This is a genomic window from Micromonospora marincola (genome assembly GCF_056150385.1).
Genome location: NZ_JAXCFT010000001.1, coordinates 134,015 through 154,272, shown reverse-complemented (window position 1 = coordinate 154,272; position 20,258 = coordinate 134,015). Strand labels below are relative to the sequence as shown.

General features: G+C 72.9%; 19 protein-coding genes, 1 tRNA gene and 2 pseudogenes. 11 read left to right on the top strand and 11 right to left on the bottom strand.

Features of this window, described 5'->3' with window-relative positions; genetic code table 11:
* Positions 1–21 precede the first annotated feature (21 nt).
* Complete coding sequence (locus tag SM450_RS00780; RefSeq protein WP_474617695.1) at positions 22–873, top strand: alpha/beta fold hydrolase; 852 nt, start codon at positions 22–24, stop codon at positions 871–873.
* 57 nt (positions 874–930) lie between these two features.
* Here the strand turns inward: SM450_RS00780 and metG are convergent, their stop codons facing one another.
* Positions 931–2,733 (bottom strand): methionine--tRNA ligase, encoded by a 1,803-nt coding sequence (gene metG / locus SM450_RS00775; protein WP_474617694.1) that lies wholly within the window; start codon positions 2,731–2,733, stop codon positions 931–933.
* Positions 2,734–2,860: 127 nt separating this feature from the next.
* On the opposite strand from metG, the gene SM450_RS00770 reads away from it, so the two are divergent.
* On the top strand, positions 2,861–3,703 hold the full coding sequence (locus SM450_RS00770; protein WP_474617693.1) for a hypothetical protein: 843 nt from the start codon (positions 2,861–2,863) through the stop codon (positions 3,701–3,703).
* An 85-nt stretch (positions 3,704–3,788) separates the two neighbouring features.
* On the opposite strand, the gene rsmI is transcribed toward SM450_RS00770, so the two are convergent.
* Positions 3,789–4,637, bottom strand: coding sequence for a 16S rRNA (cytidine(1402)-2'-O)-methyltransferase (gene rsmI, locus SM450_RS00765; RefSeq protein WP_474617692.1), 849 nt, complete (start codon positions 4,635–4,637; stop codon positions 3,789–3,791).
* Between the two features lie 83 nt (positions 4,638–4,720).
* Here rsmI and SM450_RS00760 point away from each other — a divergent pair, with 83 nt between their 5' ends.
* From SM450_RS00760 to SM450_RS00750, 3 genes are all read left to right on the top strand, one after another.
* Positions 4,721–6,409, top strand: a complete 1,689-nt coding sequence (locus SM450_RS00760; RefSeq protein WP_474617691.1) for a dolichyl-phosphate-mannose--protein mannosyltransferase — start codon at positions 4,721–4,723, stop codon at positions 6,407–6,409.
* Between the two features lie 307 nt (positions 6,410–6,716).
* On the top strand, positions 6,717–8,006 hold the full coding sequence (locus SM450_RS00755) for a VWA domain-containing protein (protein WP_474617690.1): 1,290 nt from the start codon (positions 6,717–6,719) through the stop codon (positions 8,004–8,006).
* A 2-nt stretch (positions 8,007–8,008) separates the two neighbouring features.
* Positions 8,009–8,776 (top strand): peptidase, encoded by a 768-nt coding sequence (locus SM450_RS00750; RefSeq protein WP_474617689.1) that lies wholly within the window; start codon positions 8,009–8,011, stop codon positions 8,774–8,776.
* Between the two features lie 51 nt (positions 8,777–8,827).
* On the opposite strand, the gene SM450_RS00745 is transcribed toward SM450_RS00750, so the two are convergent.
* Positions 8,828–9,097, bottom strand: coding sequence for a hypothetical protein (locus SM450_RS00745; protein WP_474617688.1), 270 nt, complete (start codon positions 9,095–9,097; stop codon positions 8,828–8,830).
* Positions 9,098–9,214: 117 nt separating this feature from the next.
* Between SM450_RS00745 and SM450_RS00740 the strand changes: the two genes are divergently transcribed.
* The 5 genes from SM450_RS00740 (at position 9,215) to SM450_RS00720 (ending at position 13,710) form a co-directional block, all read left to right on the top strand.
* Entirely contained in the window at positions 9,215–9,871 is a 657-nt protein-coding gene (locus tag SM450_RS00740) for a 4'-phosphopantetheinyl transferase family protein (protein ID WP_474617687.1), read from the top strand.
* A 76-nt stretch (positions 9,872–9,947) separates the two neighbouring features.
* Positions 9,948–11,297, top strand: a complete 1,350-nt coding sequence (locus tag SM450_RS00735; protein ID WP_474617686.1) for a hypothetical protein — start codon at positions 9,948–9,950, stop codon at positions 11,295–11,297.
* 130 nt (positions 11,298–11,427) lie between these two features.
* Entirely contained in the window at positions 11,428–12,147 is a 720-nt protein-coding gene (locus SM450_RS00730; protein ID WP_474617685.1) for a VOC family protein, read from the top strand.
* A 329-nt stretch (positions 12,148–12,476) separates the two neighbouring features.
* The gene (locus tag SM450_RS00725) at positions 12,477–13,208 is read left to right on the top strand and encodes a G5 domain-containing protein (protein WP_474617684.1); all 732 of its coding nucleotides are present in this window, start codon (positions 12,477–12,479) and stop codon (positions 13,206–13,208) included.
* 37 nt (positions 13,209–13,245) lie between these two features.
* Complete coding sequence (locus SM450_RS00720) at positions 13,246–13,710, top strand: hypothetical protein (protein WP_474617683.1); 465 nt, start codon at positions 13,246–13,248, stop codon at positions 13,708–13,710.
* Between the two features lie 4 nt (positions 13,711–13,714).
* Here the strand turns inward: SM450_RS00720 and SM450_RS00715 are convergent, their stop codons facing one another.
* The 3 genes and pseudogenes from SM450_RS00715 to SM450_RS00705 form a co-directional block, all read right to left on the bottom strand.
* The gene (locus SM450_RS00715; RefSeq protein WP_474617682.1) at positions 13,715–14,584 is read right to left on the bottom strand and encodes an alpha/beta fold hydrolase; all 870 of its coding nucleotides are present in this window, start codon (positions 14,582–14,584) and stop codon (positions 13,715–13,717) included.
* Positions 14,585–14,717: 133 nt separating this feature from the next.
* Positions 14,718–14,858, bottom strand: a pseudogene (locus SM450_RS00710) (hypothetical protein); the annotation flags it as partial.
* Positions 14,859–14,936: 78 nt separating this feature from the next.
* Positions 14,937–15,209, bottom strand: a pseudogene (locus tag SM450_RS00705) (DUF4143 domain-containing protein); the annotation flags it as partial.
* Between the two features lie 355 nt (positions 15,210–15,564).
* Between SM450_RS00705 and SM450_RS00700 the strand changes: the two are divergent.
* Entirely contained in the window at positions 15,565–15,951 is a 387-nt protein-coding gene (locus SM450_RS00700) for a VOC family protein (RefSeq protein ID WP_474617681.1), read from the top strand.
* A 102-nt stretch (positions 15,952–16,053) separates the two neighbouring features.
* Here SM450_RS00700 and SM450_RS00695 read toward each other — a convergent pair.
* The 5 genes from SM450_RS00695 to SM450_RS00675 all read right to left on the bottom strand — a co-directional run bounded on the left by SM450_RS00695 (position 16,054) and on the right by SM450_RS00675 (position 20,256).
* A tRNA-Ala gene (locus SM450_RS00695) sits at positions 16,054–16,130 on the bottom strand.
* Positions 16,131–16,356: 226 nt separating this feature from the next.
* Positions 16,357–17,139, bottom strand: a complete 783-nt coding sequence (gene sepX, locus SM450_RS00690; protein ID WP_474617680.1) for a divisome protein SepX/GlpR — start codon at positions 17,137–17,139, stop codon at positions 16,357–16,359.
* A gap of 179 nt (positions 17,140–17,318) precedes the next feature.
* Positions 17,319–17,960 carry a GNAT family N-acetyltransferase gene (locus SM450_RS00685; RefSeq protein WP_474617679.1) on the bottom strand — a complete coding sequence of 214 codons (642 nt, stop codon included), beginning with the start codon at positions 17,958–17,960 and terminating at the stop codon, positions 17,319–17,321.
* On the bottom strand, positions 17,957–19,270 hold the full coding sequence (locus SM450_RS00680) for a molybdopterin molybdotransferase MoeA (RefSeq protein ID WP_474617678.1): 1,314 nt from the start codon (positions 19,268–19,270) through the stop codon (positions 17,957–17,959). Before SM450_RS00680 ends, SM450_RS00685 begins: the two co-directional genes overlap by 4 nt.
* A complete protein-coding gene (locus tag SM450_RS00675) occupies positions 19,267–20,256 on the bottom strand; it encodes a UTP--glucose-1-phosphate uridylyltransferase (RefSeq protein ID WP_474617677.1) in 990 nt (329 codons plus the stop codon). The genes SM450_RS00680 and SM450_RS00675 overlap by 4 nt, the downstream gene beginning before the upstream one ends.
* Between the last annotated feature and the right edge of the window lie 2 nt (positions 20,257–20,258).

The following is a 20,258-nucleotide window of genomic DNA, read 5'->3' as shown; positions in this document are numbered from 1 at the left end:
GCGCGTAGGGGGAATCCCGAGATGCCTTTCGTCACCGTCGGTACGGAAAATTCCGCGCCCATCGACCTCTACTACGAGGACCACGGTTCCGGCCAGCCGATCGTGCTGATCCACGGTTTCCCGTTCAACGGGGCCACCTGGGAGAAGATGAGCGGTCCGCTGCTCGCCGCCGGATATCGGGTGATCACGTACGACCGGCGGGGATTCGGCAGTTCCGCCCAGCCGGCGTTCGGCTACGACTACGACACGTTCGCCGCCGACCTCGACGTGTTGATGACCGAGCTGGACCTGCGCAACGCGATCCTGGTCGGGCACTCGATGGGCACCGGTGAGGTCACCCGCTACCTGGGGGCGTACGGGTCGGGTCGGGTGGAGCGGGCGGTCATGATGGCCCCGTTGGCGCCGTACCTGCTGAAGGCCCCGGACGATCCGGAAGGCGTCGACAAGAGCATGTTCGACGGGTTCCAGCAGGCGATCATCCAGGATCGGTTCGCCTACCTGACCCAGTTCTGCGACGTCTTCTTCAACGCCAGCGAGAACAAGGGGAAGCTGGTAAGCGACGAGGCGTACCACGCGCACTGGCAGATCGGCGCGCAGGCGTCGGCGAAGGGCACCCACGACTCGGTGGACGCCTGGCAGACCGACTTCCGCGGCGACCTGCCGAACATCGACGTGCCGGTGCTGATCATCCAGGGCGACAAGGACAACGTGCTGCCGTACCCGGTCACGGGTCAGCGGCTGGTGAACATGCTGCCCAACGCCAAGCTGGTCACGCTCAAGGGCGCGCCGCACGGCACCCCGTGGACGCACCCGACCGAGGTCAACAAGGCGATCATGGAGTTCATCGGCAAGCCGAGCATGGCCCGGGCCTGACCCGGAGGAACGACGCGGCGGCCCCGGAACGAACCCGGGGCCGCCGTCGTCGGGTGGTCACCCGCCGAGGCGGGCCAGCTCCTCGTCGACGATGGACGGGTCGAGCTTGCGGAACACCGGCTTGGGCGCCGCGAGCGGCCGACCCACCTCCAGGGGTACGGACTCCCAGCGCGCGCCGACCGTGTAGTCACCGGTCAGCACCGGGTACGCCGGCCCGCCGTCGAGGTCGTCGACCTCCTCGATCACCGGCATCGGCGCGTGCGTGCCGATGCCGCCGAGCAGCTCGTGGATCTTCTGGGCGGAGTGCGGAAGGTACGGGGTGAGCAGCGTGTTGGCGTCGCTCACCACCTGGAGGGCGACGTGCAGGATGGTGCCCATCCGCGGCTTCTCGTCGTCGCCCTTGAGCTTCCAGGGCGCCTGCTCGGAGAGGTACTTGTTGGCCTCGGCGACCACCTTCATGGCCTCGCCGATGGCCTGCTTCTGCCGGTGCCTGGCGATCAGGTCGCCGACGACCGTGAAGCCGGCCCGCGCGACGTCAAGCAGCGCCCGGTCGGCCTCGGTGAGCCCGGCCGGGTCGACCGGCGGGATCGCGCCGAAGTTCTTCGCCGCCATGGACACGGACCGGTTGACCAGGTTGCCCCAGCCGGCGACCAGCTCGTCGTTGTTGCGGCGGAGGAACTCCGCCCAGGTGAAGTCGGTGTCGTTGCTCTCCGGGCCGGCGACCGCGATGAAGTAGCGCAGCGCGTCGGCGTCGTAGCGCTCCAGGAAGTCCCGGACGTAGATGACCACCTTGCGGGAGGAGGAGAACTTCCGCCCCTCCATGGTCAGGTATTCGCTTGAGACGACCTCGGTGGGCAGGTTGAGCCGGCCCAGGTCGCCGGGCTCGCCGTCGTGCGCGCCCGCGCCGGAGTAGCCGCCGAGCAGCGCCGGCCAGATCACCGAGTGGAAGACGATGTTGTCCTTGCCCATGAAGTAGTAGCCGCGGGCGTCCTTCCCCTCGCCGTCCGCCGACCACCACTTGCGCCACGCCTCCGGGTCGCCGGAGCGGCGGGCCCACTCGATCGACGCGGACAGGTAGCCGATCACCGCGTCGAACCAGACGTAGATCCGCTTGTCGGACCGGTCCTGCCAGCCTTCCAGGGGGATCGGCACGCCCCATTCCAGGTCGCGGGTGATGGCCCGGGGCTGGAGGTCGTCGAGCAAATTGCGGGAGAACCGCAGCACGTTTGGACGCCAGCCCTCCCGGGTGTCCAGCCACTGGCGCAGCGCGTCGGCCAGGGCCGGCAGGTCGAGGAAGAAGTGCTCGGTCTCCACGAACTCCGGCGTCTCGCCGTTGATCTTCGACTTGGGGTCGATCAGGTCGATCGGGTCGAGCTGGTTGCCGCAGTTGTCGCACTGGTCGCCGCGCGCGCTGTCGTAGCCGCAGATCGGGCACGTGCCCTCGATGTAGCGGTCGGGCAGGGTGCGGCCGGTGGACGGGGAGATCGCCCCGGTGGTCACCTTCGGGACGATGTAGCCGTTGCGGTGCAGCCCGGTGAACAGCTCCTGCACCACCGCGTAGTGGTTGCGGGTGGTGGTGCGGGTGAACAGGTCGTACGACAGGCCCAGCGCCCGCAGGTCCTCGGCGATCACCCGGTTGTACCTGTCGGCCAGCTCGCGCGGGGTGACCCCCTCGGCGTCGGCCTGCACCTGGATCGGGGTGCCGTGCTCGTCGGTGCCGGACACCATGAGCACGTCGTGACCGGCCATCCGCATGTACCGGGCGAAGACGTCGGAGGGAACGCCGAATCCGGAAACGTGGCCGATGTGGCGCGGGCCGTTGGCGTAGGGCCAGGCGACCGCGGCGAGAACGTGACTCATGAGCGTCAAGCCTAGTGAGTGCCGGGGGCGACCCGCGAACCTATAGGGTCCGCGCCGCCGGCGTACGCCCGATTTGTCGCCGACACGCGCTCTGAGCTGCCCGGCGAGCCGGCGGCGCAGGTGTGGAATGAACGTCGTGACCAGCAGACCAGCGGCACCCGAACCGTCGGCCGCCGCTCAGGCCGCACGGGCCGCGCGGGCCGCGGCCGGCGTTCCGGTCGCCCCGCAGCCCCGGGTCGACCCGGCCGACCCGACGGTGGAGGTGGAACCGACCACCGGGGCGCCGGTGGACGCCGTGCCGCGCCGGGTGCCGGTACGGCAGCCGCGCTGGCAGCGGCGCCTGGCCCCGGCGGGCGACGACGCGGCCGGCTGGGCGCCGATCGAGGAGGTGCACTGGGACGGCACGCCGCTGCGTGACGAGCCGCGCCGCCGGACCGGCCGCGCCCGGCCCCCGCGGCAGCCGGCCCGCCCGGTCCACCCGCCGGACCCGCCCGCCGGCCTCACCGTGCTTGTGTCGTTGAGCCTGCTCGCGGCGTTCTTCGCCTGGGTGAGCGCCGGCCCGCTCTGGCTTGCGGTGGGACACTCGACGAGCGGCACCGTGATGATCACCGAGTGTGTGGGCGCCGGGCTCACCCAGCGTTGCCGGGGCATCTTCCTGGCCGACCGCGACCGCTTCGAGGCCCAGGGCGTACGGGTAAGCGGCGTGCCGGCCGGGCACACCGCCACCGGCAGCACGCTGCCGGCGCGGATGACCGGACCGGACGGCGCCACCGCGTACGCGGACCGGGGCGTCGGCGGGCACCTGCGCTGGCTGCTCGGGCTGGCCCTGGTGGCGGGCTGCGCGGCCGGGATCGCCAGGTGGACCGGCGCGACCCGGCTGGCGGACCCGCGGCAGCGGCGCTGGGCGGTGGGGCTGGCGCTTGGCGGCCCGCTGCTGATCACCGTCGGCTTCCTGCTCACCGCCTGGTAAGGAGGGGCCCCCGCTTAACACGTCGTTGTTAAGCGGGGGCCCCGCCTCTACCGAAAGCGTTAAGCGGGGCCCCCGCCTTACCCCCTCAGCGGTGCACCACCGCGTAGACCTCGCGGCGGCGCAGCCCGTACGCGGTGGCGACCTCGGTGATCGCGTCCCGCCGGGACGACCCGGCCGCCTCCCGTTCGGCCACCGCGGCGCGCAGCGCGTCGTCGTCGGGGCGGATCGCCGGTGCCGCCGGCGCGCCGGCGACGACAAGCGTGATCTCGCCGCGCACGTCGCCGACGGCGGCCCACTCGGCCAGTTCGCCGAGCGGCCGGCGGACCACTTCCTCGTAGGTCTTGGTCAGCTCACGGCAGAGCGCGGCGGGCCGGTCCGGGCCGAACGCCTCGGCCAGGTCGGCGAGCGCGGCGGTGATCCGGTGGGTCGCCTCGAAGAGCACCAGGGTGCGTTCCTCGGCGGCGAGGGCGCGCAGGCGGGAGCGGCGGGCGCCGGGGGTGCGGGGCAGGAAGCCCTCGAAGCAGAACCTGTCGCAGGGCAGCCCGGACAACGCCAGCGCGGTGGTGACCGCGCTGGGTCCGGGGGCGGCGGTGACCGGGACGCCGGCTTCCAGTGCGGCCCGGACCAGGCGGTAGCCGGGGTCGGAGACGCTCGGCATGCCGCCGTCGGTGACCAGGGCGACGGTGTAGCCGGCGGTGAGCACCTCGGCCAGTTCCGGGGTGCGCCGTTCCTCGTTGCCCTCGAAGTAGGAGACGATCCGGCCGGGCACTGTGACGTCGAGGTCGCGGGCCAGCCGGGTGAGCCGGCGGGTGTCCTCGGCGGCGACCACGTCGGCGGTGGCGAGCACCTCGCGGAACCGGGCGGACGCGTCGGCCGGGTTTCCCAACGGCGCGCCGAGCAGCACCAACCGCCCTACGTCGGACATTTCCCCCACGACGTGCGCTCCTTCATCGACGGTCGTACCAATTTCGGGGACGACTGACGCCACCGGGCACTCCGGCAGCCTACGATCGCCGGGTGACGAGTGCGTCGACAGCACAGGAGCCCTCCCCCACCACCGACCGGGCCGTCGGCTCGCCGGGCGACGACGACGGCGGGGGTGGCGGAGGCGGGATCCCGGCCGCGGTCCGACGCCGGCTCGCCACCGTCGACGACCATCTCGGCCGGGGGCAGGCGTGGCTGGCCACCGCCGTGGTGGTGGCGATCGCCGCGATCCTGCGCTTCGTCGGGCTCAGCCAGCCGCCCGGCAAGATCTTCGACGAGACCTACTACGCGAAGGACGCGTACGGGCTGATCGACCGCGGCGTCGAGTGGAACTACAAGGACAACGGCCCGTCGTACGTGGTCCACCCGCCGCTGGGCAAGTGGCTGATCGGGATCGGCGAGTGGGCCTTCGGCTACCAGGACGCCGACAGCAACGTCTCGGTGCCGGGGCACCTCACGACCACCGCGCCGGAGTTCGGTTGGCGGTTCGCCGCGGCGGTCTGCGGCACGCTCTCGGTGCTGCTGCTGGTGCGCATCGGCCGACGGATGTTCCGGTCCACCACGCTCGGCTGCGCGGCGGGCCTGCTGCTCGCGCTTGACGGCTTCCACCTGGTGCTGTCCCGCACGTCGATCCTCGACATCTTCGTGCTGCTGTTCGTGCTTGCCGCGTTCGGCGCGCTGGTGCTCGACCGGGACGCCCGGCGGCGGCGCTGGGCCCGGGCGCTGGCGGACGGGCTCGACCCGACGGTGCCCGGGCGGGCCGGGCGACCGCCGTCGGGCTGGCGGAACTGGCCGTGGTGGCGGCTGGCCGGCGGGGTGCTGCTCGGGTGCGCCTGCGCGGTGAAGTGGAACGGGCTCTACTTCGTGCCGGCGTTCGCGCTGCTTGTGCTGTTCTGGGAGGTCGGGGTCCGCCGCTCGGCCGGGGTCCGCCGGCCCTGGCGCGACGCCGTGCTCGACGAGCTGCCCTGGCTGCTCGTGGCCGGCGTGCTGATGGTGGTCACCTACGTGGCCACCTGGTCGGGCTGGCTGCTCAGCGACGAGGGCTACTACCGGGTGGCGAGCCGGTACCCGAACGTGCCCGGGATGAGCGACACGCCGTTCATCGGCCCGCTCATCAACCTGTGGGAATACCACAAGGCCGCGTACGGCTTCCACGCCCAGCTCGACGACCCGCACAAATACCAGTCCTGGCCGTGGCAGTGGCTGCTGCTGGGCCGGCCGGTGGCGTTCCACTGGTCCGGCACCGGCAACTGCGGCGCGCCGACCTGCGCCTCGGAGGTGCTGCTGCTGGGCACCCCGCTGCTCTGGTGGTCGTTCCTGCCGGCGCTGGCCGCGACCGCCTGGCTGGGCCTGGCCCGGCGGGACTGGCGGGCCGGGGCGATCCTGCTGACCGTGGCCGCCGGTCTGCTGCCCTGGTTCTGGCTCGCCTTCGACGGCCGGACGATGTTCTCCTTCTACGCCGCGCCGGCGGTGCCGTTCATGGTGCTCGCGGTGGTCTACGTGCTCGGCGCGATCGTCACACCCGCGCCGGTCACCGGGACGGCGGCGCCGCCGACCGTCGAGCAGGTGAACGACCGCAGGCTGGTCGGCGGCATCATCGCGGGCGCGTACGTGCTGCTTGTGGCGCTCTGTTTCGCGTACTTCTATCCGATCTTCGTGGGCTCGGTCATGCCGTACGCGGACTGGTCGGCCCGGATGTGGCTGGACGGCCGCTGGATCTGAGCGCGGGCGAGCGTACGACGGCCCGGTGGGACATCCCACCGGGCCGTCGTCTTGGGTCGCGTTCACCTTGCGGGCCGCCGGAGCGGACCGGGGTACGAAAAAACGCGCGCCCCGATCGCCTGCCACGGGGGAAGCGGGCGATTGGGGCGCGCAAGACAGAGCTTAACCACAGTGCGCCGGGCGCACAACGGGTGCAGCAAAGTCAGATTTCCGACCGATACCACCCCCGTGGGGTTTACGTCGAGTAGTTAACGGTCGGGCCCCACCCGGATGATCTTCCAAAGTGGATCTCACTACACTTCGCCCGGTGATCAACAAGAGACGATCGACGGCCGTCCTGTTCGGACTGCTGGCGGCGACCGCGCTGATCGGTCCGAGCCCCGCCGGGGCCGATGACGAGACCACCGAACCCGCCGCCGAACCCCCCAAGGTCGAGCTGGTCCTGGACGTCAGCGGCTCGATGCGGGCCCGCGACATCGACGGACGCAGCCGAATCTCCGTGGCGCAGCAGGCGTTCAACGAGGTGGTCGACGGCCTGCCGGACGAGACACAGCTCGGCATCCGGGTGCTCGGCGCCACCTACCGGGGCAAGGACAAGAAGCAGGGCTGCCGGGACACCCAGCAGATCGTGCCGGTCGGCCCGGTGGACCGCACACAGGCCAAGGCCGCCGTCGCCGGGCTCCGCCCGACCGGCTTCACCCCGGTCGGGCTGGCGCTGCGCTCCGCCGCGCAGGACCTGGGCACCGGCAGCACCACCCGCCGGATCGTGCTGATCACCGACGGCGAGGACACGTGCGCCCCACCCGACCCGTGCGAGGTGGCCCGCGAGCTGGCCGCCCAGGGCACCCGGCTGGTGGTCGACACGCTCGGCCTCGCCCCGGACGAGAAGGTACGCCGGCAGTTGCTCTGCATCGCCGGCGCCACGGGTGGCACCTACACCGCGGCGGAGAGCGCCGAGGAGTTGACCGGCCGGATCAAGCAGCTCGTCGACCGCGCCCGGGACACGTACACGGCCGCGCCGACGGTGGTCGGCGGCGCGGCGGCCTGCGCGGGCGCGCCGCTGCTCGCCGCCGGCGTCTACACCGACCGGGAGGCGTTCTCCGAGCACCGCTGGTACCGGGTGCCGGTACGCCCCGGGCAGGAGCTGCGCGCCTCGGTAAGCGTCGCGCTCGACCGGCCGGTCAACCCGGACTACGGCGTGCTGCTGCGCGCGACCGCGCCGGACGGGCGGGAACTGGTCCGCGGCGTCGACGCCGGCAGCGGGCGTACCGACGTGGTCTCGGCCGGCCTGCGCTGGTCGGCCGCCGAGGAGGAGGACGCGGCGAGCCCGGAGCCGACCCCGAGCGGGACGCGGGCCGCCCGGACCGTCTGCCTGGTGGTCAGCAACTCGTTCGCGGCCCGCTCCGGCACCCGGGCCGAACCGGGCATGCCGGTGGAGCTGACCGTGGACGTGGTCGCCGCCTCCCCCGCCCCGGACGGGCCGGACCTCGGCCGCGGCTGGGCGCTGCTGCTCCTGCTCACCCTGGCCGGCCTCGTCACCGGGCTGGTCGCCGGGCTGCTCACCCGCTGGTGGGTCGCCACCTGGAGGGAGAACTGAGGATGCGTACCCTGATCGGCGCCGCGACGGCCGCCCTGACCCTCGCCCTCGCCCCGGCCGCGGCCCTCGCCGCGCCGAGCCCGTCCCCGGGCGCGACCACCGTGACCAAGGCCGGCACCTCGTTCCTCACCGCCACGACCATCACCGCCGGCCAGCCGGTACGGGTGGGCGCCTCGACCGGCGACCACCTGTACTGGTCGTTTCGCGCCGACGCCGGCCAGGTGCACCAACTCGACGTCACGGTCACCTTCCCGAAGCCGCGCACCGGCGCGTCCACCTGGACGGTGGACGTCTTCGACGGGTTGCGCCGCCGGCAGGCGTGCACGGCCGGCGCGCAGACCCCCACCGTGGACGCCGCGGCCACCGGCGTGACGCTCGGATGCACGCTGCGCCGGGTGCGGCCGTGGGCCGAGCCGTGGTCGGGCGACCCGCTGCCGGGCACCTACTACGTCCGGCTCTCCGTCACCGAGCTGCCCGAACCCGACCTGGGCCTGCCGATCGAGGTGGACCTGCTGGTCGGCGCCGCCGACTCCGGCGGCGCCTCCGGCGACGACGGTGAGCTGGCGGCGCCGCTGGCGCCGAACACCCGGGCCGGCACCGTGCTTGCGGCCGAGCCGACGCCCGAACCGGTCGCCGACGAGGAGACCGATCTGACCGGCTGGCTCCCCGAGGCCGGCTCGCGCTGGGTGTGGACGAGCGTGGGCGGGGTGCTGGCCGCCGTGGCCGGCGTGTTCGGCTTCGCCCTCACCCGGCGGCCCCGCCGCCGCTGAGCCCGCTTCCGGTGGCCGCCGGGAACCTGACGCGGCGGCCACCGGAAGCGCTCAGACGGTACGCGGGCGGCGCGGCACCCAGCCGATGAACCGGTCCTGCAACGCGGTGACCGGCGCGCTCCGCAGGTCCTGCGCGGCAGCCGCCAGGCAGGAACCGAGATAGACACTCAGCGATGCCCGGTCCACCTGGTACTCGATCAGCAGGTTCTCGCGTTTCGTGGCACAGGGCCAGTCGTCGCCGCACGAGCCGCAGGTCCAGCCGGGCGTCACCGGGACGTGCTCGGCGGACCTTGGTTCCGACGCCTCCACACCGGGGGTCATCGGCCACTCCTTCCATCGATGTCGACGCTGCCACCCCCCGCAACGTTCTTACAGCGCCCCATCGCGCTCCGGCGTTACGGTACGGTCACCGCGTGTTTCCGTCACCCACCGACGCTCGTGCGTGATCTGTTGCCGCCCGCCGTCGCCGTGGCGGTGGCCGGCCCGGCCGACTGGTCCGGCGCGCTGCTGCCGGTCGAGCGGGCCGCGCTCGGCGACCGGGCGGTGCCCAGCCGCCGCCGCGACTTCACCGCCGGCCGGGTGTGCGCGCGCCGGGCGCTCGCCGCGCTCGGCCTGCCGGCGACGCCGGTGCCCGCCGGTGCCGACCGGGCCCCGATCTGGCCGGCCGGCGTCGTCGGGACGATCACCCACACCGAGGGCTACTGCGCGGCAGCCGCCGCGCACGCCACCGACCTCCGCGCGGTCGGCATCGACGCCGAGCGACGCCGCCCGCTCTCCCCCGGGGTACGCCGGAAGGTGTGCCGCCCCGACGAGGAGGCGGACCTGGCCCGGCTGCCGTCCGGGCCGCCCTGGCCGACGGTGCTGTTCAGCGTCAAGGAGACCGTCTACAAGGTCTGGTACCCGCTCGTCGGCACCTGGCTGGGCTTCCCCGACGCCCGGGTCACGCTCGACCCCGACGCGGGCACGTTCCACGCCGAGATCGCGCCGGCCCGACTCGCCGACGCGCCGGTGTCCGATCCTCCGTCATCGATGTCCGGACGGTTCGCGGTAGACGACGATCTGGTTCGTACCGCCGCCGTTCTGACACGCCGGTGAGGGGCCGGACGGCTTTGTCGCCGCCTGCTTGTACCGTCGTTCCGACTGAAAATCCCGAAGGTGCCCAAGGAGTACGGTGAGCCACCCTCAGCCTCCGTCCGGGTCACAGGACCCGAACCAGCCGCAGGAACCGCCGACAGAGGCGTTCCCCACCGCGCCGATGCCGCCGGTGTCCGGCAGCCCCTGGGCGCCCCCCGCCCCCGACGCGCCGCAGGCGCCCACCTCCGGCGCGCCGCAGGCGCCCACCTCGGGCGCGCCGCAGGCGCCCACCTCGGGCGCTCCGCAGCCGCCGACCTCCGGCGCGCCCTACCCGTCGCAGCCCGAGCCGGTCCCGCCGGCGCCGCCGACGGAGGCGTTCCCGCCCGCACCGCCGACCGAGGCGTTCCCGCCCGCACCGCCGACGCAGGCGTTCCCGCCGGCACCGCCGACCGAGGCGTTCCCGTCAGCGCCGTCGACCGAGGCGTTCCCGTCTGCGCCGTCGACGCAGGCGTTCCCGCCGGCACCGCCGACTTCCGGCGCGCCGTATCCACCCCCGGGTGGCGGCGGATACCCGCAGGCAGCCGGCGGATACCCGCCGCCGGGTGGCGCCTACCCTCCGCCGGGTGGCGCGTACCCGCCGCCGGGTGGCGGATATCCGCCGCCGGGTGGGGCGTACCCGCCGCCGGGTGGGGCGCAGCCGCCCTATCCGCCCGCCTCGGGCGCGCCGTATCCGCCGCCGCCCGGGCAGGGGCAGTACGCGCCGGGTGAGGCGTACCCGAGCGGGCCGTACCCGCCCCCGCCGGGGCAACCGTTCGGGCCGCCGGCCAAGAAGTCCAACAAGAACGTCTGGATCACGATCGGCATCGTGGCGGTCGTCCTGCTGCTGCTCTGCTGCGGCGGGGGCATCTTCGCCATCTACAGCGGGGCGAAGAAGACGCAGGAGGCGATCGACGACCTGCCCACCCCGGGCATCACCTACAGCAACCCGATCGACGACCCGCCGACCGGCGACCCGACCGCCACGCCGGAGCCGGGCAAGACCGACGACAAGACGTTCAACATGCCGGCCGGCGACAAGCTGATCATCAACGACGACTACGGCACCCTCGAAATCACGGTCGGCAACTTCCGGACCAAGGACGCCGCCTGCCGGGAGTTCATGCCCGGCCCGAAGAACGGCACGTTCCTGATCGCCGACGTGACCGCCGAGGTCACCAAGGGCACCGGAGCGATCAACCCGTTCTTCTTCACCTGGCGGGCCGCGGACGGCACCGAGGAGAACGGCATCGGCGGCGCCTTCTCCGGCTGCGGCAAGCTGATGACCTCGGGCAACAACCTGCCGGTCGGCTCAAAGCGCAGCGGCCAGCTCATCTTCGACGTGAAGGACAAGAACGGCGTCGTCGAGTACGAGCACCACCTGCGTACCGCCGGCTCCTGGAAGCCCTGACGCCCGCGCGACCCCGCACCGGGGGCCGGTCCCGCCCGGGACCGGCCCCCGCGGCCGTTCCGGCGGTCCCACCCAGCCGTTCGGCCATTTCCATGTGCGCGTGCCGGCCGCCGGCCGCCAGGCTCGAACGATGACGAACGAGACCACCATCCCGCTGCTGCCCTGCCGGTCCCTGGACGATGTGGCGCCGTTCTACCAGGCTCTCGGCTTCCAGGTGACCTACCGGCAGATCCGCCCCAACCCCTACCTGGCCCTGCTGCGGGAGGACCTGAACCTGCACTTCTTCGGCATGCCGGAGTTCGACCCGGCCACCTCGTACGGCACCTGCCTGGTCGTGGTGGACGACCTGGTCGGCCTGCACCGCGCCTTCACGGCCGGCCTGCGCGCCGCGTACGGCAAGGTGCTCGTCGCCGGCGTGCCCCGGATGACCCGGCCCCGGGTCCGCCGCAACCAGGACGGACACACCGGTTTCAGCATCGTCGACCCCGGCGGCAACTGGATCCGGTTCGTGGCCCGGGCCGCCACGCCGGACGTCGACGACAGCTCGGCCGGTCTGTCCCGGGCGCTGGGGAACGCGGTGGTGCAGGCCGACTCCCGCGGTAACCCCCGGCAGGCCGCGAAGATCCTCGATGGCGCGCTGACCCGACCGGACGCCGCCGACGATCCCGCCGCCCTCGTGGAGGCGCTCGTCTACCGGGCGGAGCTGGCACTGCTGCTTGACGAGCCGGAAGCCGCGCGGGAACTGCTGCGTCGGGCCGGGGCGGTGCCGCTCGACGAGGAGCCGCGCGCCCGGCTGACCGACACCCTCCAGCACGCCGCCGACCTGACCGCCACCCTGCCGCCCGGCTGAACCCGGCGACTGCCCGAGATGGCCGGACGCCAGCTCGGCGAATTGGCGGTATCCAGCCGGCGGTGATGCCACCACGTCACCGAGCTGGTGTCGATCATTGAGCGAACTCGCCACCCGAACTGCCGCGCCGACCGATCGGCCTGTCCAGCGCCGGACGGCCGGTCGGACCGGTGTCGGCGACCAGTCTTCCCTGGCCGGCCTGGGGCCGGCCGAACTCGCCGCTCGGTCCGTTTCCCGCGACCTTCGGCATGACCGATCGTCAGAGCGTCGATACGGACCGCACCGGTTGACCGCTGGAAAACGTTGCGGACGCAAGCAGACTGAGCTGCGTGACGCACCCATCACCGCAGAACCCGTCAACCGTCCCCTTCGGCGCCGGCCGGGCGCACTCCGTTGCCGAGCGGTCCCGCTGGCGTCGGTTCTCCGGCGGCGCCCAGATCGCGGCCGTCTCGGCAGTACTGCTGCTGCTCGGCGGCTGCGGCGGAGTGGCGACCGGCGCGAGCGCCGACGCTCCGACGCAACCGGATAGGACAGACACCGCACCGGCCACGCCCTTGACGACGGGTGTCGAGGCTACGGCACCGGCGATCGTGGACCTGGCGACCTCCGCCCCGTCGCCGACCGAGGCGAGCCCGAGCGCGTCCGCATCGCCCCTGGTCCGGATCACGACCGTCACCTCGACCGCGAAGATCGCCTACGCCACCCGGACGGTCAAGGACTCCTCCCTGTCGCGGGGGACGAAGAAGGTTCGCACTCGCGGCGTCGCCGGCGTCCGCACCCTCACCTACCAGGTGACGGTCACCGACGGGGTGCAGACCGCCAAGAAGCTGGTCCGCTCGGTGGTCACCAGGAAGCCGGTCACGCAGGTGGTCGCCGTGGGCACCAAGCAGGCGCGTAGCTGCGACCCGAACTACAGCGGCGCCTGCGTGCCGATCGCGAGCGACGTCGACTGCGCCGGCGGCAGCGGCAACGGTCCCGCGTACGTCACCGGCCCGGTCCGTGTCATCGGCAGCGACATCTACGACCTGGACCGGGACGGCGACGGTGTCGGCTGCGACTGATGTCGCCTGAGGACGGTCGGGTCCCTATGCTGGGCCGGTGATTCTCGCTGACGCCACCGGTTCCTGGGCCGGCACCAACGGCTTCCGGATGCTGCCCGCCGACCCGTTCGCCGAGTCGCCGGCCACGATGACCGTCGCGACCGCCGCCGGCGGTCACCTGACCACCGTGGCGTACTCCTGGGCACACCCGGACGACGGCCCGCAGGACGGCCTGCTGGTGATCGGGGTCGGGGAGCAGCCGGGCTCGGTTGTCGCCTGGTGGGGTGACTCGTGGCACCAGCAGCCGGGGCCGATGACGCTGACCGGCGACGCGGGCCCGGGCGACACGGTCGCGCTCGCCGCCGAGTACGGCGGCGGGTGGGGGTGGCGGATCACCCTCGACGGCACCGACCCGGCAACGCTGCGGCTGCGGATGGAGAACGTGGTCCCGGCGGACCAGGCCGGCCCGAAGGCGCCGGCCGGCCCGTACCCGGTCATGGTCACCGACGTGCGGCGCGCCTGAGCGGTCAGACGGCGTCGAGGATCTCCCGCAGCCGGCGGGCGAACGCCTCCGGCTGCCCGGCGTAGCCGCCCTCATCCCCGAGGAAGCCACCGTGATGGCTCGGGAAGACCGCCGGCCGTCCGCCGAGCAGTTCGGCCGTCGCCACCGAGGTACGTCCGGTGAGGGTGTCCGCCGACTCCTCGCCCACCCCGATGACGACCCGGGTACGCGTCACGTGGAGCGCGTCGACGTCCGGCCGGTAGCTGGTGACCGCCGCGGACCGGCCGGAGAACAGCGGGTCGTCCCGTGAGCCGTCGTCGGAGACAGGCATGCCGAACGCCGCCGGGTCGGGCGCGGGCTGGGCGAAGTAGTCGTCGGTGAACTCGCCCTGCCAGGACGTCATGGCGATGAACGCCGCCATGCCGGCACCCCAGCCGTGCTTCTGGTACGCCTCCTGGCAGGCGGCGTTCGCACGCGCGGCGGCCTCGGCGTCGGGGAGCAGCGGCAGCAGCGGCGGCTCGTGCGCCACGAGCGTGGCCACCGTGTCCGGGTACGCCGCCACAAGCGCGAGCGCGGTCACCGCCCCGCCGCTGCTGGCGAACATGTCGACCGGACCCGCGCCGAGGGCGTCGACGACGGCGCGTACGTCGGCGGCCTGCACCTCGGGCACGGCGTCCGTGCGGCCGTCCCGGCGCACGCTGCGTCCGAGCCCGCGCGGGTCGTACGTGATGACGGTCCGCTCCGGGAAGTACGAGGCGAGCGTGGTGAAGCCGTCGGCGCACATCGGCTGGCCGATCATGAACAGGGGCCGGTGTGCGCCGGCCGCCGCGCTCGGGGCGTGAACGTCGTAGACGAGGTCCACCTCGGGCAGCTGGAGCGTCTGGGTTGTGGTCATGCTCCTGTCGACAGTCGCCGGGCCGGAAAGTCATCGGTCCGGGTGCGGCCCGCGTCAGCTCACCGTGCCGGTGACGCTGCTGCCAGGCGTCGTCGATGGTGTAGTTCGGCGCGCCGCCGTGGTGGTTGCTCCAGGTGATCGGGATCCGGACGCTGTTGAAGCCCTGCGCCCGCACGTTGTCCAGCAGCGCCTGGGTGACCCGCGGGTTGCCCCACGCGGTCTCGTCCGCGCCGACCGCGTCGAACGAGTTGCCGAGGTTCCAGCCGGGCTGCATGGCGGCGACCGCCGCCATGGCGTTGCCGGCCGGCGGCGGCGTGGTGGGTGGCGGAGTGTGACGGGGCGACCTCGGCGGTCAGTCCGCTCGTGGGCCGGCAACCTGCCACAGGGCACTGACCGGCAATGCGCGGAGCCTGTCGCCGAACGGCAGTGTCGAGGTCCCGGTGTAGAGGACGATGCCGGCGATGAAGTCGTCACCGAGGCGGTCGGCGAGTCGACGCAATCCGCGGAAATCCTCGGATCTGACGGTTGTGGCTGCCTTGACCTCAATCCCGACCACGTGGCCGGATCTGTTTTCGAGCACCGCGTCGACCTCGTACCTACTCTGGTCGCGGTAGTGGGAGAGGTCGGCAGACCGCGGCCCGGTCCTGCGCCCGGTCGAGATCGCGGCGCTCGGCGAGCCGGTCGCCCGCGACGATGCGAACCAGGGTGCTCTTACCTGCTTGGCGCGCTCCGCTGATCAGCACGACGCGGGTGTCAAGGAGTGCTGCGTCGACCTGCGCGGCGGCGTGGCGGGGGATCAAGTGCGGTGTGGGCACGAGCCATGATAACCGGCGGGGTTACGATCTGCGGGTAGGTGAGCTTTCGATATGCGGCACGGATGATGTTCGGTACGCGGGTCCCGGGGGAACGCTCTCTCATGCGATGAGCGGCTGTTCGCGGGATCCCTCGCGTCGGGCTCCGGATTACCTATTCTCCTACCCATGACCGTCATCTCCGTCATGCTCGCGGTCCCGGACGCCGCAGCAGCCTCTGCCTGGTACCAGAAAGCCCTTGGTGCCACTGAGCTGTGGAACCTGGGATCAGTTGTTGGACTCCAGCTCGACGGGGCGCCGTTCTTCGTCGCCGAGCCCGCGAACAACGGCTGGGAGAGCCCGACGGCGCTCGGCAGCACTTCGGCGCGGATCGAGGTCTTCGTTGACGATCCCGACGCCGTCGTCGGTGGTGCGGCCGAGGCAGGAGCCGACTACCACGATCCGGTGCGCGACCACGCCGCGCCCTGGGGCACGCACCGCCAGGGCGGCTTCTTCGATCCGTGGGGCCATCTCTGGCTCGTGGGAGACAAGTCGCCGCTACAACGTCATCGATAGTCGATGTGGCGTGAAGGGCGCCCCCCGAAGACCCCGGAGCAACGCTGATGTGTACCGGAAATGTATTTTGCTGGCAGCGCTTCCGCTGCTCAACGGCATTTATGGTGGAGCTGAGGGGATTTGAACCCCTGACCCCCTCGATGCGAACGAGGTGCGCTACCAGTCTGCGCCACAGCCCCTCCGCCGGCGAACCAGCGTCGGTCCCACCCGGCTTTCACCGGGCGGGCCGGCACCAAGGCTAACAGGCCCCACCCCCACCACGCGAACCGCCCCGCCCACACCGCCCAGCCCGTCGATCTTGGAGTTGTGGCACCTCCGATAAGCCACCCAAGGGGCAAATCCTGGCACCACAACTCCAAGATCGACGAAGGTGGTCGGCGCGAACCACGCCGGGGGCAGCGCGGGTCAGGCGCCTCGGCCGGACTGGTAGGGGCGTCCGCGCAGGCCACCGGCCCGACGGTAGGACACCGAGCCGCCGCTCGCGGCCGGTGGCAGGTCCGCCGGGCGGTCCAGGCCCATCGCCGTACGCCGGACCGCCTCCCGCTGGGCGGCCAGCCGGCGCTGCGCCTCCCGCCGGGCCGCGGCGCGCCGGGCCTGCTCGCGGCGCACCTCGGCCTGGCGGGCGGCCAGCCAGGCCGACTCGCGGGCGTCCGCGCGCCGCCGCCGGCGCTCGGCCAGGGCCCGCTGCCGCAGGTGTACGACGTACGCGACGAGCAGCGTGCCGGTGACCGAGACGCTGATCCAGAACCCGGGTCCGACAAGCACCACGCCGACCAGTTCGACGAAGTTGAGCAGCAGCAGCGCGGCGAGCACCCGGCGTCGGCGGTAGACCGCGGGAGTGTGCCGTCGGCGGGGCGGGTGCCGTCGGCGGGACTGTGCGGGGATCGCGGAAACGGGCCGGAGCCGGCCGGAGCGCCGCCGCGCGGGCGGGGCGGAGACCGGCCGGGCAAGACCACCCGTGTCCGAATCTTCACTCAAGGTGACAACAAGGGAGCGCGGGGGGTGCAGCGGTCGCCGTCCGGGCACGGTGCGCCGACGACGCTGGCGCTGGAGCACCCGCGCCGTCGACTGCGCCCGCTCCGCCACCAGCCGCTCGGTGGCGTCGTACCGGCGGACCAGCGCCGGAGCGAGGGCGAGCAGACCGGCGGCGGCGAGGACGGCGAGGAGCACCGACGTCGGCACCCTCACCCCTCCCGTCACCAAGTTCGGGGCGAGCGCCGCATGGCCGCAACTTCTTCCGTCGCCGCTCGTTAACGGCGCAGATCATGCGGGTGGGCAGCGCTTGCCACAGCTTGCAGTTACTTGAGGTTACGGGCCACAGACCTGGTTCACCGTGCGCCGCGCCGGGCGGTCACGCCCCGAACGGCTCAGCGCCGGGTGTCACGTACGCGGTGCCATCGGGCCAGCAGCCCGCCCTCGGCGGCCACTTCCTCGCCGGTCATCGCGTATCCGATGTGGTCCCGCCAGGCGCCGTCGATGTGCATGTACCGCACGTGGTAAGCCTCCTCGCGGAAGCCCAGCTTCTCCACCACCCGCCGGGACGGGACGTTCTCCGGCCGGATGTTCACCTCGATCCGGTGCAGCCCACCGGGGCCGAACGCGTGGTCCACGGCGAGCGCGACAGCGGTCGGGATCACACCCTGACCGGCCACCCGCGAGTCCACCCAGTACCCGACGTACCCGGAGCAGAACGCCCGCCGCACGATGCTGCCCACGTTGACGTGGCCGACCAGCCGCTCCTGCCCGTCGACGCGCAGGCACACCGCGAACGGCATGCCGTCGCCGGTCCGCGCGGACTTCCGCTGGTCGGCGTGGACCAGGCGGAACGCGGCAGGCGAGTTCGTCGCGTCCCAACCGCCCGGCACGTGCGACTCCCACGGGGCGAGCCAGTCCCGGTTCGCGCGCCGGATCGCCGACCACGCCGGCGCGTCGGAACGCCGGTAGGGACGCAACACCACCGAACCGTCCACAAGCACCGCCGGCCACCCGGGCGCCCGCCGAAACCTCACCGGCGCCGGTCCAACAACAGCACATCCACTGTGGAGCCCGCCGCGGCGGTGGTGACCCGCTCGCCGAGCACCAGCAGGCCGTTCGCCTCGGCCAGGCCGGAGAGCGTGTACGGGCCGCCGGCCAGCGGCTGCACGGTGTAGCCGCCGCCGCGCCGCTCGGCCACGTGCGCGGGGCGGAACTCGCGCAGCCCGACCGGCGACGACACGGTCTCCAGCAGGTGCGCGCGCACGCTGGGCCGGAACACCGGCTCGGCGCCGGCCAGCAGTTGGACGGCCGGGCGGGCAAGCACCTCGAAGCCGATCAGCGCCGCGCCGGGCTCACCGGGAAGACACACCACCGGCACCTCCTCGGCGCCGACCGTACCGAACCCGAGCGCGGTTCCGGGATAGAGGGCCACCTCGGTGAAGGTGACCGGCCCGGCCCGGCCACCGTCGCGTCGGGACAGGATCCGGCGGACCATGTCGCCCGGCCCGGTGCCGGTGCCGCCGGTGGTGATGATCAGGTCGGCCCGCAGCGTCTGGTCCTCAAGCAGGCCGCGGAGCGCCTCCGGGTCGTCGTCGCAGATCCCGACCCGGTACGCGAGCGCGCCCGCCTCGGCCGCCGCCGCGGTCAACGCGTGCGAGTTGGTGTCCACCACCTGACCGGGCTGGCTGCCCCGGCCCACGTCGACAAGCTCGTCGCCGGTGGCCACGATCACCACCCGGGGGCTGGGCCGCACCACCACGTGCCCGATGCCGGTGGCGGCGAACACCGCGACCAGGGCCGGTGAGACGTACGCCCCGGCGCGCGCGAGCAGCGTGCCGGCGACCAGTTCATCCCCGGCGCGGCGCAGGCCGTACCCGCGTCGGGGGGCGCGGAAGATCTCCACGGCGGCCATACCCTGGTCGGTCCACTCCACCGGGACCACCACGTCCGCGCCGAGCGGCAGTGGCGCGCCCGCCGCCACCGAGAAGCAGGCGCCGGGGGTGAGCCGGACCGGTCGCCAGCTCGCCGCGCCCAGGTCACCGACGACGTTGAGCCGGATGCTGCGCCCGCCCGGCATACCGGAGGGGGCCGGGACGTATCCCGGCCCCCGGCTCCCTCCGGAGATGTCCTCCCAGCGCGCGGCGTACCCGTCCACCGCCGCCTGGTCGAAGGCGGGGAACGAGTGCGGGGCGACCACGTCCTCGGCGAGCACGTTGCCGTACGCCTGGGTCAGGTCGAGGTCGAGCGGAGGCAGCGCCCGTAACCTGCGCAGCACGCTGCCCAGGTAGTCGGCGAGCGGCGTCAACTCGTTCGCGGCCGCCTCGGCGTCGGCCGTCGCGGTCATGTATCGGCACCGCCGGACGCGTCGCGCAGGCCGTTCAGGACCGCGTCGGTGACTGTCTCGTCGCCCTTGTTGACGAACTCGGCCAGCCACTTGCGGAACTCGGCGCCCAGGTCCTCCCGCTCGGACGCGATCTGGACCACGGTCTGGAGGTAACCGAGCGGCATGCCGGTGTCGTAGCGGGTGCCCCGGTAGACGATCGCGTGCACCGGCACCCCCTCGGTACGCAGCAGCTCCATCGCGTCGGTGAGCTGGATCTCGCCGCCGCTGCCCGGCTCGGTGCGCCGGATCGCGTCGAAGATCCGCCCCGGGAGCACGTACCGGCCGAGGACGGCCAGGTTACTCGGAGCCTCGTCCGGGCTGGGCTTCTCCACCATGCCGGTGACCTTGACGACCTCGGCGAAGTCGGCGTACTCCGACTCGGCCGGCTCCACCGAGGCGATGCCGTAGCGGCTGGTCTCGGCCGGGTCGACCTCGAAGAACGCGAGCACCACACCGCCGGTGCGGGCCTGCAACTCCAGCATGGCCGGCAGCAGCGGCTCGGACGGCTTGACGAACTCGTCGCCGAGCAGCACCGCGAACGGCGCGTCGCCGACGTGCGACTCGGCGAACCCGACGGCGTGGCCGAGGCCGAGCTGCTCCGGCTGGCGGCAGGTGTAGATCGCGGCCAGTTCCTCGGTGCGCTTGACCGCGGCCAGCAGCTCGGGCTTCTTGGCGAGCCGTTCCTCCAGGTCGGGCCGCCGGTCGAAGTGGTCCACCATCGAGGTCTTGCCCCGCCCGGTGATCAGCAGCACGTCGGTGATGCCGGCCTGGGTGGCCTCCTCGACGATGTACTGGAGGACCGGCCGGTCGACGACCGGCAGCAGCTCCTTGGGGACCGCCTTGGTGGCCGGCAGGAACCGGGTGGCCAGGCCGGCGGCCGGGATGACGGCCTTGACCGCGCGGGAGCGACCAGAGGCCGCTGAGGGGTTCGCTGAGTGCTCCGACATGC

Coding starts and splice junctions, on each gene's coding strand:
- SM450_RS00770 (WP_474617693.1), top strand. CDS start 2,861: ATGAACGTCGTGACCAGCAGACCAGCGGCACCCGAACCGTCGGCCGCC.
- SM450_RS00715 (WP_474617682.1), bottom strand. CDS start 14,584: ATGACCACAACCCAGACGCTCCAGCTGCCCGAGGTGGACCTCGTCTAC.
- metG (WP_474617694.1), bottom strand. CDS start 2,733: ATGAGTCACGTTCTCGCCGCGGTCGCCTGGCCCTACGCCAACGGCCCG.
- SM450_RS00780 (WP_474617695.1), top strand. CDS start 22: ATGCCTTTCGTCACCGTCGGTACGGAAAATTCCGCGCCCATCGACCTC.
- SM450_RS00675 (WP_474617677.1), bottom strand. CDS start 20,256: ATGTCGGAGCACTCAGCGAACCCCTCAGCGGCCTCTGGTCGCTCCCGC.
- SM450_RS00750 (WP_474617689.1), top strand. CDS start 8,009: ATGCGTACCCTGATCGGCGCCGCGACGGCCGCCCTGACCCTCGCCCTC.
- SM450_RS00745 (WP_474617688.1), bottom strand. CDS start 9,097: ATGACCCCCGGTGTGGAGGCGTCGGAACCAAGGTCCGCCGAGCACGTC.
- SM450_RS00680 (WP_474617678.1), bottom strand. CDS start 19,270: ATGACCGCGACGGCCGACGCCGAGGCGGCCGCGAACGAGTTGACGCCG.
- SM450_RS00730 (WP_474617685.1), top strand. CDS start 11,428: ATGACGAACGAGACCACCATCCCGCTGCTGCCCTGCCGGTCCCTGGAC.
- SM450_RS00700 (WP_474617681.1), top strand. CDS start 15,565: ATGACCGTCATCTCCGTCATGCTCGCGGTCCCGGACGCCGCAGCAGCC.